The organism is Comamonas sp. HJ-2, assembly GCF_053615495.1.
In genome coordinates, this window is sequence record NZ_JBSIFD010000004.1 from 66,994 (window position 1) to 80,969 (window position 13,976).

Annotated in this window: 10 protein-coding genes; all 10 read right to left on the reverse strand. The window is 66.4% G+C overall.

Annotated features, from left to right (window positions below; all coding sequences use genetic code 11):
* Positions 1–20: 20 nt before the first annotated feature.
* The 10 genes from bioF to ACWGXF_RS05045 all read right to left on the reverse strand — a co-directional run bounded on the left by bioF (position 21) and on the right by ACWGXF_RS05045 (position 13,965).
* On the reverse strand, positions 21–1,217 hold the full coding sequence (bioF, locus tag ACWGXF_RS05000; protein WP_452101730.1) for an 8-amino-7-oxononanoate synthase: 1,197 nt from the start codon (positions 1,215–1,217) through the stop codon (positions 21–23).
* On the reverse strand, positions 1,214–1,897 hold the full coding sequence (bioD, locus tag ACWGXF_RS05005; protein ID WP_012836673.1) for a dethiobiotin synthase: 684 nt from the start codon (positions 1,895–1,897) through the stop codon (positions 1,214–1,216). The genes bioF and bioD overlap by 4 nt, the downstream gene beginning before the upstream one ends.
* Complete coding sequence (bioA, locus tag ACWGXF_RS05010) at positions 1,894–3,237, reverse strand: adenosylmethionine--8-amino-7-oxononanoate transaminase (RefSeq protein WP_041744404.1); 1,344 nt, start codon at positions 3,235–3,237, stop codon at positions 1,894–1,896. Before bioA ends, bioD begins: the two co-directional genes overlap by 4 nt.
* A 131-nt stretch (positions 3,238–3,368) precedes the next feature.
* Positions 3,369–4,361 (reverse strand): biotin synthase BioB, encoded by a 993-nt coding sequence (gene bioB / locus ACWGXF_RS05015; RefSeq protein WP_256631296.1) that lies wholly within the window; start codon positions 4,359–4,361, stop codon positions 3,369–3,371.
* A gap of 545 nt (positions 4,362–4,906) precedes the next feature.
* Positions 4,907–5,902 (reverse strand): porin, encoded by a 996-nt coding sequence (locus tag ACWGXF_RS05020; RefSeq protein WP_039049393.1) that lies wholly within the window; start codon positions 5,900–5,902, stop codon positions 4,907–4,909.
* Between the two features lie 258 nt (positions 5,903–6,160).
* The gene (locus ACWGXF_RS05025) at positions 6,161–7,303 is read right to left on the reverse strand and encodes a hypothetical protein (protein ID WP_039049392.1); all 1,143 of its coding nucleotides are present in this window, start codon (positions 7,301–7,303) and stop codon (positions 6,161–6,163) included.
* A gap of 188 nt (positions 7,304–7,491) precedes the next feature.
* Positions 7,492–8,568, reverse strand: coding sequence for a homocysteine S-methyltransferase family protein (locus ACWGXF_RS05030; protein ID WP_003071808.1), 1,077 nt, complete (start codon positions 8,566–8,568; stop codon positions 7,492–7,494).
* Between the two features lie 66 nt (positions 8,569–8,634).
* On the reverse strand, positions 8,635–9,309 hold the full coding sequence (gene alkB / locus ACWGXF_RS05035; protein ID WP_256629522.1) for a DNA oxidative demethylase AlkB: 675 nt from the start codon (positions 9,307–9,309) through the stop codon (positions 8,635–8,637).
* Entirely contained in the window at positions 9,306–10,778 is a 1,473-nt protein-coding gene (locus tag ACWGXF_RS05040; RefSeq protein WP_256629521.1) for an efflux transporter outer membrane subunit, read from the reverse strand. Before ACWGXF_RS05040 ends, alkB begins: the two co-directional genes overlap by 4 nt.
* Positions 10,771–13,965, reverse strand: coding sequence for an efflux RND transporter permease subunit (locus ACWGXF_RS05045; RefSeq protein WP_452101731.1), 3,195 nt, complete (start codon positions 13,963–13,965; stop codon positions 10,771–10,773). Before ACWGXF_RS05045 ends, ACWGXF_RS05040 begins: the two co-directional genes overlap by 8 nt.
* Between the last annotated feature and the right edge of the window lie 11 nt (positions 13,966–13,976).

Here is a 13,976-nt window from a genome sequence, read left to right on the forward strand (position 1 = left end):
CAGCGCAAAACGGCCAGGCCTCAGCCGGCAAGCTCCTGCAGCGCCGCCAGCAATTGCTTCACATCGGCCTCGGTATGCAGCGCCGACAAGGCAATACGCAGCCGAGCCGTGCCCACGGGCACGGTGGGAGGGCGAATCGCGGGCACCCACAGGCCATGGCGGCGCAGCCCCTCCATAAGGCCGAGCGCAGCGTCGTTGCCGCCCACCACCAGTGCCTGCACGGCCGTGTCCGATGGCAAAATCCGCCAGCCCTTGCCCTGCAACAAGGGCTGCAGACCCGCGCGCAGCTGGGCAATACGAGCCTGCAGCTGCTCGCGCAAAGCGCTCTGCTCCTCAATCAGCTGCAGACTGGTTTGCAATGCACGCGCCAGCATCGCAGGGGCGGCCGTCGCAAAGGTGTAGCTGCGCGTTTTCTGCAGCAGCCACTCGATCAGCAACTCATGACCTGCCACAAAGGCGCCCGAGACACCGGCCGCCTTGCTCAGCGTGGCCATGTAAAGCACACGCGGCGAGGCCTTGACCCCCGTCAGCCCCGCAGCCGCGAGGCTGCCACGGCCTTGCGGGCCGAGCACGCCGAAGCCGTGGGCATCGTCGAGCAGCAGCAACGCGTCGTAGCGCTCGCACAGTGCCAGCAGCCCCTCGATATCTGCCACATTGCCATCCATGCTGAAGACGGCATCGCTCACCACCAGCTTGCGCTGCACCGGGCAAGCAGCCAGCAGCTGCTCCAATGCAGCCAGATCGCCATGCTCGAAACAGTGGATCTGGCCACGCGACAGGCGACAGCCGTCGATCAGGCTGGCGTGGTTCAGAGCGTCAGAGAAAATGGCATCGCCCGCCCCCACCAGCGCCGGAATGATGCTGGCGTTGGTGGCAAACCCGGCATAGAAGTAAAGCGCACGGGGCAGCTGCACAAAGCGGGCCAGTTCCTCCTCCAGCGCGGCATTGGCCGAGCTATGGCCGTTGACCATGGGAGAGCCGCCCGAGCCCACACCGAAATCCTGCGCACCGGCGCAGGCCGCCTCAATCATGGCCGGGTGCTGTGCCAGCCCCAGATAGTCGTTGCTGCAGAACTGCAGCATGGGCTGCCCGTCGACCAGAATGCGCGCGCCTTGCAGGGGCGCCACGGTACGGCGGGTGCGGCGCAGCGCGGCGGCGTCCAGGGCTGCCAGCTGCTGTGGAATATCCTGCAGCCAGAAATTGGAAGATGCTGTCATTGCCACTCCTTGGGCAAGGAGAAACTGGTCAGGCGAGGATCGGGAGTGGCCTGCCACGGAATATCGGCCAGCAGCGGCGCGCCAAGCCGTCCCAGCTGGTTGCGCAGCCAGTCCATGTTTTCCTCGGGCACCAGCATCTGCGGCTCCACACGGCTTGCCACCCAGCCCGCCAGCGGCAAGCCGGCGGCGCGAATCGCCTCTGCGGTCAGCACCGCGTGGTTCAGACAGCCGAGCTTCAGCCCCACCACCAGCACCACCGGCAGCTGCAGCGCCACGGCCAGATCGGCAATGCACAGAGTCTCGGACAGCGGCACGCGCCAGCCGCCCGCGCCCTCGACCACCACGGCATCGGCCTGCGCCGCCAGTTGCCGGTAGGCGTCGAGAATCGGCGCCAGCCTCACCTCCACGCCCGCGCGCCGGGCCGCGATATGCGGCGACATGGGATCGGGCAGCAGCACGGGGTTGTCCAGCGCTGCCGGCACGGCCAGCGTGGAGGCCGCACGCAGGGCTACCGTGTCTTCGTTGACCCAGCCCCCATGCCCGTCGGGCTCGGCGCCTGCGGCCACGGCCTTCATGCCCACCACGCGCGCATGGTGTCCTGCCAGTGCGTGCAGCAGTGCGCAGCTGGCCAGGGTCTTGCCCACACCGGTATCGGTGCCCGTGACGAAACAGCCGATCATGCTTTTCCCTTCTGCGCGGCAAGCTCCGCTTCCTGCTGCAAGGTGGTATTCAATGCGGCCAGCGCCGCCTGACCCAGATGGGCGATATCGGTATCGTTCAGCACATAGGGCGGCATGCAGTACAGCGTGCGTCCTATGGGGCGCAGCAGCAGGCCCAGATCCAGCGCCGCCTGGTGGTAGCGCTGCGCAAAGTCCGGCAGGGAGGTATCGATGTCCCAGGCCCAGATCATTCCCTGCTGGCGCGCGTTGCTGACGCGGGGGTGAGCATTCAGCCCGGCGAATGCAGCACTGATTTTCCGGGCCAGTTGCCGATTGGCAGCCAGCTGGTCCAGCTGCTCGAACAGCTCCAGCGTGGCCACGGCAGCGCGGCAGGCCAGGGGGTTGCCGGTATAGGAATGCGAATGCAGAAAACCGCGAGCGGCATCGTCGTCATAAAAAGCGGCATAGACCGCGTCGGTGGTCAGCACGGCAGACAAGGGCAGCGTGCCGCCGGTCAGCCCTTTGGACAGGCAGATGAAGTCCGGCCTGATGCCGGCCTGCTGGTGGGCAAACAGGCTGCCGGTGCGGCCAAAGCCCACGGCGATCTCGTCCACCACCAGATGCACTGAATAGCGGTCGCACAGCGCCCGGGCCAGACGCAGGTATTCGGCGTCATGCATGGCCATGCCGGCGGCGCACTGCACCAGCGGCTCCAGAATCAGGGCAGCAGTCTCCTGGTGATGCGCCTGCAGCCAGGACTCCAGACCCTCTGCTGCGCGGCGTGCCACATCGGCAGCGGTTTCGCCAGGTCGGGCCTGGCGTGCATCGGGGCTGGGCACGGTGGCCGACAGACGCAGCAGGGGGCCATAGGCATCGCGAAACAGCGCAATATCGGTGACCGACAGCGCGCCTACCGTCTCGCCGTGGTAGCCGCCGGCCAGGCCCACGAAGCGGTGCTTGGCAGGATGCCCCTGGTTGCGCCAGTAATGGGCGCTCATCTTCAGTGCGATCTCGGTGGCCGAAGCGCCGTCACTGCCGTAGAACGCATGACCGAGGCCGGTCAGGCCGGCCAGGCGCTCGGACAGCTCGACCACGGGGGCGTGGGTGAAACCGGCCAGCATCACATGATCGAGCTTGCGCATCTGCTCGGTCAGCGCCGCCCGGATATGCGGATGCGAGTGACCGAACAGATTGACCCACCAGGAACTGATGCCGTCCAGATAACGGCGGCCCTCGGTGTCCACCAGCCAAGGCCCGGTGGCGTGGTCAATGGCAATCGGCGGCGCGGCTTCGTGCCGCTTCATCTGGGTGCAGGGATGCCAGACATGGCGCACGCTGCGGCTGGCAAGACTGTGTTCCATCAAAAACTCCTGAGGCGAATCACCCGCCTTGTCAAAACGCAGGCGCAGCGCGGCCTGGCCCGCACCAGAAGCAGGGCCATGCAATTTGCAATGAGAAAGCCCCGGCGCGATGGCCGGGGAAGATTCAGGGATCAGCTTGCGGCCGATGCCCCCAGCCCCTTGAGGCCCAGCTTGCGCATCAAGGTGGTATCGGCCTCCACATCGGGATTGCCGGTCACCAGCAGCTTGTCGCCGTAGAAGATGGAATTGGCTCCCGCCATGAAGCACAGGGTCTGCACGGCCTCGCCCAGTTGCTGGCGGCCCGCCGACAGGCGCACGCGGGCCTTGGGCATGGTGATGCGCGCCACGGCGATCACACGGACAAAGTCCAGCGGATCCACCGGCTCGCTGTCGGCCAGCGGCGTGCCGGGCACGGGCACCAGGCTGTTGATGGGCACGGACTCGGGATAGGGCTCCATGTTCGCGAGCTGGGCAATCAGGCCGGCACGGTGGACCTCGGTCTCGCCCATGCCGATGATGCCGCCGCAGCAGACGCTGATGCCCGCATCGCGCACGGCAGCCAGCGTGTCCAGCCTGTCCTGGTACTGGCGCGTGCTGACCACATCCTTGTAGTACTCGGGCGCGGTGTCGAGGTTGTGGTTGTAATAGTCGAGACCCGCATCGCGCAGCGATGCCGCCTGATGGGGCTGCAGCATGCCCAGCGTGGCGCAGGTCTGCATGCCCAGCCCCTTCACGGCACCGATCAGCTCGTTCATCTTCTCGATGTCGCGGTCCTTGGGCGCGCGCCAGGCAGCGCCCATGCAAAAGCGGGTGGCTCCGGCATCCTGGGCCGCCTTGGCGGCGCGAGTGACTTCCTCCACGCTCATCAGCTTCTCGGCCTTCACGCCCGTATCGAACTCGGCCGACTGCGGGCAATAGCCGCAATTCTCGGGGCAGCCGCCGGTCTTGACGGACAGCAGGGTCGCCAGCTCGATCTCGCCTGCAGGCCAGTTCTCACGGTGCACGCTCTGAGCACGGTGCAACAAGTCCAGAAAAGGCAGGTCCAGCAAGAACTGCACTGCCTCCACGGGCCAGCGCTGCGCTTCGGAGGCCGCGGCGGGCTTGGCCGGCGCATGCCAGTGCATGGTCTGGCTGCCGCAGGCGGCGGCTTGCTGCGCGTCGGCGGCGCGCACTGGGTTGTCTTGCTCGGGCACGGAATAGGACATCGCGGTCTCTCCTCAATCGGGGGAATGCCGCGCATTTTGGGCAAAAAAATCAAGGATTTACAGAGCCAGCATGCAAATAGTTGCCAGCCAAAGAGTTGCAGCAAGAAGCGCTATTTTTGAGCGCCATTTCAATGCATTTAACAGATTTTCAGCACTCATTAGAAACAGCCAGCCATAACTTCTGCCAAATTGAGCTCTTGTGCACTCAATTAAATGGAATACACCAGATTCAGACCTTGGATTTCAACGAGGAAGAGCGTAGATATCGGCAAAAAACACGGTTTTTGGCGATTTTTACCCGGACAAGGCCTGAATCAGGGCCAGAAACAGTGCTGTGCCGCCCGTGCAAAGGCGCACAAACACCCCAAACTGGCGGATTTAATTCCCTCAACTCTTGTTGGACATTCGCACCGGGCGCAAAAAAGCCGCAGCAAGGCTGCGGCTGTGGGGCTGGAGGCCTGGGCTTAGAAGGCGTGAGCCATGCCCACGCCGAACGAAGTTCCCGAGTCCGCGCCGTACTCGTAGCTCTTGCGCCCCAGGCTGGCATAGAGCGTGGTGCGCTTGGACAGCGCGTAGTCGGCGCCCAGGGAGTAGAAATGATTGGTCTGCTCCTGCATGCGCTGGCGTCCATAACCGGCCTTCAGCGTGGTCTGTCCCATCTGATAGGTGGCGCCCAACGTCACGGCCTTGGCCGAGAGTGCCGTCTGTGCCACGCGCGAATAGTCCCAGGCGGCCATCACGGCGGCTGCGCCAAAGCGGTATTTGCCAGCCACGAAAGTGTCCTTGTCACCGCTGCCGTTGCGCTCGAAGGCCAGCATCCCGCTCAGGCTGTCCGAGTCGTAGTTGAGAGAAGCCGAATAACCGCGCCCTTCGCGGCGCAAGGTCAGCGGTACCTCGGTGCGCTCCGGCGAGGCACTCAGATGCAGGGTGAAGCCGGCCACCGTGGGCGAGTCGTAGAAGATGCCATTGGCCATGCGCCCATACTCGGCGGTGCCGTTGTTGCTGTAGCGGTCGGTAGGCGTGAGGTAGTGCCACTGATACCAGGCGGGCGAGGAAATGCGGTTGAAATTGGCCCAGGGGTCGAACTTCCAGTCCTGCGACCACATGGCCGACAGGGCGCGGCCCAGGCGCAAGTGGCCAAAGCCGCCCTGCAAGCCCACCGTGGACTCGTCGTGCCAGAACGGCTTGCGGCCCTGATCCTCCAGGCGCCCGGTATCGATATCGAAACGTGCGCTCAGGCGGAAGGTGGCCTTGAGGCCACCGCCCAGGTCCTCCCAGCCGGCAATCGCAAGATTGCTGCGCTGAATCGTGCCGGCCTGCGCCGTGCCATCAAAGCCGCGATAGATGCCGCCGTCGATCAGACCGCCAATGCTGACGTTGGACGACTGGGCCGCCGCAGGCAGCACGGCAGACAAAAGAGTGAAACATGTGGAACAAGCAATGCCAGTACGCAAGCGCATGCCGGTGGTTCTCCTTGAATTGTGAAGTCACTGCCCCCGCAGCCAGCTCTTGGCACAGCAGAAGACAGAGAAGGTCGAAGACCTGTGAGATGAGGTGATGACAGGCAGTCAGGCCCTGCCTGATGCACTGAAGACAGCCGGAACATCGCTGGCAGCCTGGCTGCCAATTCCGACCCGAGAAGCCTGCTCAAAAAGCAGGCAACGAGAAGCATTATGAAAGTGCGGCCCGCGCAGAGTCCAGCCCTGCGTCAGCTTGGTTCAGCCGCTGCGCGCCACGCCGGAGGCTGCCCAGATGCGATTCATCTCGCTGCAAAACGGCTGGGCACAGGGTGCCAGGCCCTGGTACTGGCAGCCTTCGGTCATGCACAGATGCGAACGGTGCTCGCCGCTGCGGCGCGGCACAGGCAGGGCATTGGCAGCCTGGGCCGCGGCCATCATCAGCCAGGGATCGGACCTGTTCTGCAGCAGTTGCTGCACTTCCTGCGCCAGCGCCGGTGCAGGCATGGTCAGAGGCAGACCGGCCATCTGTGCCGGCGTCGCCTGAGCGGAACTCGCCGTGACGGGCTGCAGCTCCAGCCACAGCAATGCGCTGGTAGCAAGTGTGCTGGTCGCCACCAACGACTGCGGCTGCACCACCAGAGCCAGAGGACCGCTGCTCAAGACACCCGGCTCCGCGATGGGCAGGCGCAGGGCCGTCCCCGGCCCTTGGGCTGTCGGGATGCTTGGCGCACCCACAGCCTGCACCCAGGCGGCGGGCACCTGCAATGTCAGGGAAAAGCTGCGCTCGCCCTGCGGCGTGACCAGCGTGCCTTGCTGCACCAGCCAGTTCTGCAGCTGGGGCAGACGCGGTGCGGCAGCACCTGCAGGTGCTGCCGCCATGCCCTGCTGTGCCTGCTCCAGCGCCACGGCCGCCGTGGGCGACAGGGCCGCAGCCGTCTGCAAAGCCGAGCTGTGAGGCTGCGCGCCAGACGCCGCGGCCTGCGCCAAGGCCTGCATCAGCGCAACCGATCCCTGCTGGCCGGCCAGCAGCTGCAAGGGCTGGGCCTGTCCCTGCAGGCTGACCTGAACCTGCGCGAGCAGGCTTTGCACAAACTGCTGCACGGCCGCCGGCAGGCCCTGACTGGGCCAGCTTGCCGCAGGCGCACCGGGTTGGGCTTGCACCTGCAGTGCCAGCTGCGCAATCAGATGCTCAAAGGCCTGGAGCTTGAGGTTCTGCAAGGTTTGCGGCGACCACTGCACCATGCTGGTCACCGGAGGCGCAGTTTGAGCGACAGGCGGTTGCTGCGCTGCGGGAAGGCCTGAGACAGCGGCTGCTGCCACATTGCCGGCCTGCGCAGCCGCCTGACCCGTGGGCACGGACACGGGCAGTACGGAGGCAACGGGTTGCAGTGGTGCAGTCATGCGGTCGTCGGTGGCGGGGCATCAAAGCCGGAATCAGGCCATTGTGCCCGCCCCTGCGGATAAGCATCGGAAAAAGAGCTGCCAATGCTTGTGGCTCAAGCACCAGGGCTGCCCGGATCGTGCCGGGGCCGCATGGTTCACGCCGGCGATCCGAAGCGCGGATCAGGGGCGAACCATTCCAGGCGGAATCAGGCCTCGGCCGGGTAGAACAGCTTGCGCGTGGCCGTGGCCTGCACGGCCTTGGCAATGGCACCGATATGGTCGGGCGTGGTGCCGCAGCAGCCGCCCACGATATTGACCAGACCTTCGGCCGCGAACTCGTGCACCAGACGGCTGGTGATCTCGGGGGTTTCGTCAAAACCGGTGTCGCTCATGGGGTTGGGCAGGCCGGCATTGGGATAGCAGCTGATGAAGGTGTCGGGAGCCGCCTTGGCCAGTTCCTGCACATAGGGACGCATCAGCGTGGCACCCAGGGCGCAGTTCAGACCCACGGACAGCGGGTTGCTGTGGCGCACGCTGTGCCAGAAGGCCGTCACGGTCTGTCCGCTCAGAATCCGGCCCGAGGCATCGGTCACCGTGCCGCTGATCATGATGGGCAGGCGCTCGCCGGTCTGCTCGAAGGCCTCGTCCACGGCAAACAGCGCGGCCTTGGCGTTGAGGGTGTCGAAGATGGTCTCGACCAGGATCACGTCGGCACCGCCTTCAATCAGCGCCAGCGTCTGCTCCAGATAGGCCTGGCGCAGCTGCTCGAAAGTGATGTTGCGCGCGGCAGGGTCGTTCACATCGGGGCTGATGGAGGCCGTCTTGGGCGTGGGGCCCAGGGCGCCGGCCACATAGCGCTTGTGATCGGGCGTGCTGTACTTGTCACAGGCCGCACGCGCCAGCTGGGCGCTCTTGAGGTTCATCTCATAGGCCAGGTCGGCCATGTGATAGTCCTCCTGCGCAATCGTGGTCGCGCCAAAGGTATTGGTCTCGATCAGATCGGCGCCGGCGGCCAGGTATTTCTCATGGATGTCGCGAATCACGTCGGGACGGGTCAGCGACAGCAGCTCGTTGTTGCCCTTGACGTCATGGGCGAAGTCCTTGAAGCGCTCGCCCGCACCTTCGGCTCCGGCATAGCCCTCGCCGCGATACTGAGCCTCGCCCAGCTTGAAACGCTGAATCATGGTGCCCATGGCGCCGTCAAGAATGACGAGGCGCTTGGCAAGCGTTGCGGGCAGCTCCTGGGCTCGGGTGTAGGCGGGGGTGGGGTGCGACTGGCTCATAGACCGCCATTGTAGGAAAGCTGGCCGGCTTTGCCGGGCAGCCGGGCATTGCCCTGCCGCCAGCGCCTATTCCGATGGCTGGCCTGCCGGGTAGCGAGCCTTGGCCATGCGGAACGTCAGATTCCAGCGCTGATTGCCAAGCAGCGGGTGCTGGCCCTCCCTGAGCGGAGCGACGCCATGGAACACCAGGCGTGAGGGCCCGCCCCAGACCAGCACATCGCCATGGGTGAGCGCAAGGCGCCGGGTGGGGCACTGGCGCATCAGCCCGCCCCAGAGGAAACGGCAGGGCAAGCCCAGCGAGACCGAGACTATGGGCGCAGCAAAGTCATGCTCGTCCTGGTCGCGGTGCAAGCCCATGCGCGCGCCCGGCTGATAGCGGTTGATCAGGCAGGCATCGGGTGCAAAACCCGGATAGCCGGCCAGCGCCGCCGCCCTGGCGGCCTGCTCGCCCAGAAAAGCCGGTATGGCAGGCCAGGGCTTGCCGGTCTGCGGATCGACGGCGCTGTAGCGATAGCCCTGCAGATCCGAAATCCAGCCCCAGCCGCCGGCGTTGGTGATCGCCACCGACATGAACTTGCCGCCGGGCACCTGCATGGTGCGAAATGCGGCCCGCGTCTGCAAGGCCGTCACCTCGGCCACCCAGCGCTGCTCCTCGGCTGCCGCAAAGCCGCGCAGCAGCACGGCACCGTCATCAATGATTTCGGCGGGCAGGGAGTCGGCAGGAAACAGCGAAAGCGTCATTGCAACGCCATCATAGGCCTGGCCGGCGACTGGCCCTCCCAGCCGCCGGCCAGCGCCTGGTACAGCGCCACGGCGGCACGCAGGCCGCGCGCGCGGCTGTCGGCCGCCGCGTCCTGGGCCGCATAGAGGTCGCGCTGCGCGTCCAGCACCTCGTACAGGCCCACGCTGCCCAGGCGGTAGCGGCGCTGCGCGAGCTGCTCGGCCCGTGCACGCTGCTCGGCTGCCTGGGCCAGATGGGCGTCCTCGCTGCGGGTGCGCGTGAGAAGCACCAGGGCGTTCTCGGTGTCCTCCAGCGCCAGCAACACGCTTTGCTGGTACTGGGCCAGCGCGACCTGGGCGCCCGCTTCGCTGGCAGCGATGCGCGCGCGTACGCGGCCCACGTCGAGGAAAGACCAGTCCACGCCCAGGAACACGCTGCGGCTGGCGCTGCCCGCCTCGAACAGCGCGCCAGTGCTGAGAGCGGAGCTGCCCAGCAGACCGCCCAGCGACAGGCGCGGGAACAGCTCGGCCGTGGTCACGCCCACCCGCGCCGTGGCCGCATGCAGACGCGCCTCGGCGGCGGCTACATCGGGGCGACGACGCAACAGCTCGGCGGGCGTGCCGGGAGCGATGGTCTCTGGCAACTGAGGCAACGCGGCCGGCGCGTTCAGCGCCGCGATCAGTGCCTCGGGCACCTGGCCGGTGAGCACGGCCAGCCGATGCTGAGCCACGGCGATCCGGGCTTGCAGCACGGGAATGCGCGAGCGCGTGGTCTCCAGCTGCGCCTGGGCGCGCGCCAGGTCGAAATCGGTGCCGCTGCCATGCGCCAGCCGCAGCTGAACCAGGCGCAGCGTGTCCTGCTGATTGGCGGCGTTGGCCTCAGCCAGCTGCAGGCGCTGCTGCCAGCCGCGCAGATCGGCGTAGCTGGCCGCGACCTGGGCCGCAATGGCGACCTGCAGCGCAGCCATATCGGCGGCACTGGCACGCAGCTCGGCGCTGCCGGCTTCGATGTTGCGGCGCACGCGACCGAACAGATCCAGCTCCCAGCTCGCATTGACTCCGGCGCTGTAGCTGCGTTGGCTGCGCGGCCCGCCCATGGCTTGGCTTTCGCTGCGTCTTTGCTGCAGCGCCTGGCCCGACAGGGTAAGCGTCGGGAACTGATCAAGACGGCTTTCGCGCAGCAGGGCCTGGGCCGCATCGAGCCGCGCCAGCGCAGCGCGCAGATCCTGGTTGGCCCGCAGGGCCTGCTCGACCAGCTGCGTGAGTTGCGCATCCTGGAACTGGCGCCAGAACGCGGCATCCGAACCGGTCTCGGGCGATGCCTGCTTCAGGACTGCAGACGGCTCGGCCCGCGCAAACTGCGCGCCGGCCTGAGGCAGCTCGGGCGTGCGGAAATCGGGGCCGACGGCGCAGCCTGCCAGCAGGGTCGCAAGGCCCACCACGGCATATGCCAAAGCATGCCGGCGCAGAGGTTGGGGGATCTCAGACATGGCGGCCCTCCAGGGATGCGGGTGCAACAGTTGAAGCGGGTTGGACAGGCGTGCGGGTCGCCAGCGACCGGCCCGACAGGCGGCGCAGCGTGACGTAGAACACCGGCGTGAGGAAGAGGCCGAACAGAGTCACGCCCAGCATTCCCGAGAACACCGTCACACCCGTGGCCGCGCGCACCTCGCTGCCTGCGCCGCCGCCGATCAGCAAGGGCACGGCGCCCGCGATGAAGGCGATGGAGGTCATGACGATGGGGCGCAGCCGCAGGCGGCAGGCCTGCAGCGCGGCATCGACTGTTGGCGAGCCGCGCATCTCCAGCTCGCGCGCAAACTCCACGATCAGGATCGCGTTCTTGCAGGCCAGGCCCATGAGCACCACCAGGCCCACCTGCACGAAGACGTTGTTGTCGCCCCCGGCCAGCCAGACGCCGAACAGCGCCGCGCAGATGCACACGGGCACGATCAGGATCACGGCCAGCGGCAGGGTCCAGCTCTCGTAGAGCGCGGCCAGCACCAGAAACACCAGCATCACGGCGATCACGAAGACCACGGCTGCGGCATGGCTCTGCTCGACCTGCTGGTAGCTCAGATCCGTCCAGGCCAGCTCGATGCCGCGCGGCAGCGTGCGCTGCGCGATCTCCTGCAGCTTGGTCAGCACCTCGGCCGAGGACAGCAGGCGCGGATCGGAGTCGCCGATCAGGTCGGCGGCCGGAAAGCCGTTGTAGCGCAGCACCGGATCGGGTCCGTAGCTGGGCACCACGGTAACCATGGAGCCTATGGGCACCATCTCGCCGCGCGCGTTGCGCGTGCGCAGCTGGGCAATGTCCTCCACGGCCTGGCGGTAGTCGGCATCGGCCTGCAGCATCACGCGCCAGACGCGACCGAAGGCGTTGAAGTCATTGACGTAGACCGAGCCCAGATAGGCCTGCAGGGTCTGGAACAGATCGGTCAGCGCCACGCCCTGGGCCTTGGCCTTGATGCGATCCACCTTCACTTCCAGCTGCGGAATGTTGGATTGGTAGCTGCTGACCGGGTAGGTCATGCCCGGCGTCTTGGCAATCTCGGCCTGAAAGGCCTCAAGCGCCTGCTGCAGCGCTGCATAGCCCAGGCCTGCGCGGTCCTGCAGGAACAGCGAATAGCCCGATCCGTTGCCCAGGCCCTGGATGGGCGGCGGCATCAGCGCATAGGCGAAGCCGCCCTCGATCTGCGCGAACTTGGCACCCAGTTCGGCATTGATGGCCTCGGCGCTGCGTGTGCGCTCGCCGAAGGGCTTGAGCATGATGTAGGAGCTGGTCAGATTAGGCGTGGTCGTGGACTGCAGCGCATTGAAGCCCGCGAAGGCCGCGGCCATGTCCACGCCATCCACGCTCTTGGCCGTCTCCACCATCTGGCGCGTGACCGCATCAGTGCGGTTCAGCGACGCGCCCTCGGGCAGCTTGGCGCCGGCAAACAGGTAGAGCTTGTCCTGCATGGGGATGAAGCCCCCGGGCACGGCATGGAACAGCACGGCAGTGCCGGCCAGCAGCGCCGCATAGACCGCGAACACCAGGCCGCGTCGGCGCAGCGAGCGGCCCACCGAATTCTGGTAGCCGTGGGCGCTGCGATCGAAGAAGCGGTTGAAGGGCCGGAAGAACCAACCCAGGCCCTTGTCGATGACGCGCGCCAGCGCATCGCGCGGTGCGCCATGCGGCTGCAGCAGCTTGGCCGCCAGTGCCGGTGACAGGGTCAGCGAGTTGATGGCCGAGATCACCGTGGAGATGGCGATGGTCACCGCGAACTGCTGGTAGAACTGGCCCGTGACGCCGCTGAGAAAGGCCATGGGCACGAAGACCGCGCACAGCACCAGTGCGATGGCGATGATGGGCCCGGAGACCTCCTTCATGGCCAGATGGGCCGCCTCCTGCGGGCTGTGGCCTTGCTCGATGTAGCGCTCCACGTTCTCGACCACGACGATGGCGTCGTCCACCACGATGCCGATCGCCAGCACCAGGCCGAACAGCGTCAGCGTGTTGATGGAATAGCCCAGCAGGTACAGGCCCGCAAAAGTGCCGATGATGGACACGGGCACAGCCAGCAGCGGAATGATGGAGGCGCGCCAGGTCTGCAGAAAGACGATGACCATCAGCACCACCAGGATCACGGCCTCGATCAGCGTGCTCTGCACGGCCTTGATCGAGTCGCGCACAAAGACCGTGGGGTCCCAGACGGATTCGAAGGCCACGCCTTCGGGCAGGTCCTTGGAGAGCCGGTCCATGGCCGCGTAGACCTGCTCGGCCACGCCCAGCGCATTCGCGCCCGGCGACAGGAAGATGCCAACGGCCGCCATGTTCTTGGTGTCGCTCCACGAGCGCAGCGTGTAGTCGCTGGCGCCCAGCTCGATGCGCGCCACGTCGGCCAGACGCACGACCTGACCGCCTTCGCCGCTCTTGAGCACGATGTCGCCGAACTCCTCGGTCGTCTTCAGCCGCCCGCGCACATTGATGGACAGCAGCTTGTCGGACTTCTGCGCACTGGGCTCGGCGCCCAGCTGGCCGGCCGAGACCTGGATGTTCTGCTCGCGGATGGCGGCGATCACCTCGCCTGCCGTGAGCTGGCGTGCCGCCACCTTGTGCGGGTCCAGCCAGACGCGCATCGCATAGTCGCCCGCGCCATAGATGCCCACGTCGCCCACGCCGGGAATGCGCGCCAGCACATCCTTGATCTTGAGCGTGACATGGTTGCGCAGATACAGCGCATCATGCGCGCCGTCGCGGGACACCAGGCCCACGTACATCAGCGGCGTGGACGCCTGCTTCTGCGTGGTCACGCCGAACTGCCGCACCTCCTCGGGCAGCCGGCTCTGGGCCTGGCTGACGCGGTTCTGCACGCGCACGGCGGCGGTGTCGGGGTCGATTTCGGGACGAAAGGTGGCAACCACCTGCAGACTGCCGTCCGAAGCCGCGACCGACTTCATGTACATCAGGCCTTCGACCCCGTTGATGGCTTCCTCCAGCGGCACGGCCACCGACTCGGCGACCTCCTTGGGATTGGCTCCCGGATAGGTGGCGCGCACCACCACGCTGGGCGGCACGACCTCGGGATATTCGCCCACCGGCAATTGCGGAATGGCCACCAGGCCGACGGCAAACATGATGATGGAGAGCACGACCGCGAAGATGGGCCGGTCTATGAAGAATTTGGAGAAGTCCATGGCACTCCCCC

Bases quoted from the DNA above. Each gene is read 5' to 3' on its own strand.
- bioF (WP_452101730.1), bottom strand. From the start codon at position 1,217: ATGACAGCATCTTCCAATTTCTGGCTGCAGGATATTCCACAGCAGCTG.
- bioD (WP_012836673.1), bottom strand. From the start codon at position 1,897: ATGATCGGCTGTTTCGTCACGGGCACCGATACCGGTGTGGGCAAGACC.
- bioA (WP_041744404.1), bottom strand. From the start codon at position 3,237: ATGGAACACAGTCTTGCCAGCCGCAGCGTGCGCCATGTCTGGCATCCC.
- bioB (WP_256631296.1), bottom strand. From the start codon at position 4,361: ATGCACTGGCATGCGCCGGCCAAGCCCGCCGCGGCCTCCGAAGCGCAG.
- ACWGXF_RS05020 (WP_039049393.1), bottom strand. From the start codon at position 5,902: ATGCGCTTGCGTACTGGCATTGCTTGTTCCACATGTTTCACTCTTTTG.
- ACWGXF_RS05025 (WP_039049392.1), bottom strand. From the start codon at position 7,303: ATGACTGCACCACTGCAACCCGTTGCCTCCGTACTGCCCGTGTCCGTG.
- ACWGXF_RS05030 (WP_003071808.1), bottom strand. From the start codon at position 8,568: ATGAGCCAGTCGCACCCCACCCCCGCCTACACCCGAGCCCAGGAGCTG.
- alkB (WP_256629522.1), bottom strand. From the start codon at position 9,309: ATGACGCTTTCGCTGTTTCCTGCCGACTCCCTGCCCGCCGAAATCATT.
- ACWGXF_RS05040 (WP_256629521.1), bottom strand. From the start codon at position 10,778: ATGTCTGAGATCCCCCAACCTCTGCGCCGGCATGCTTTGGCATATGCC.
- ACWGXF_RS05045 (WP_452101731.1), bottom strand. From the start codon at position 13,965: ATGGACTTCTCCAAATTCTTCATAGACCGGCCCATCTTCGCGGTCGTG.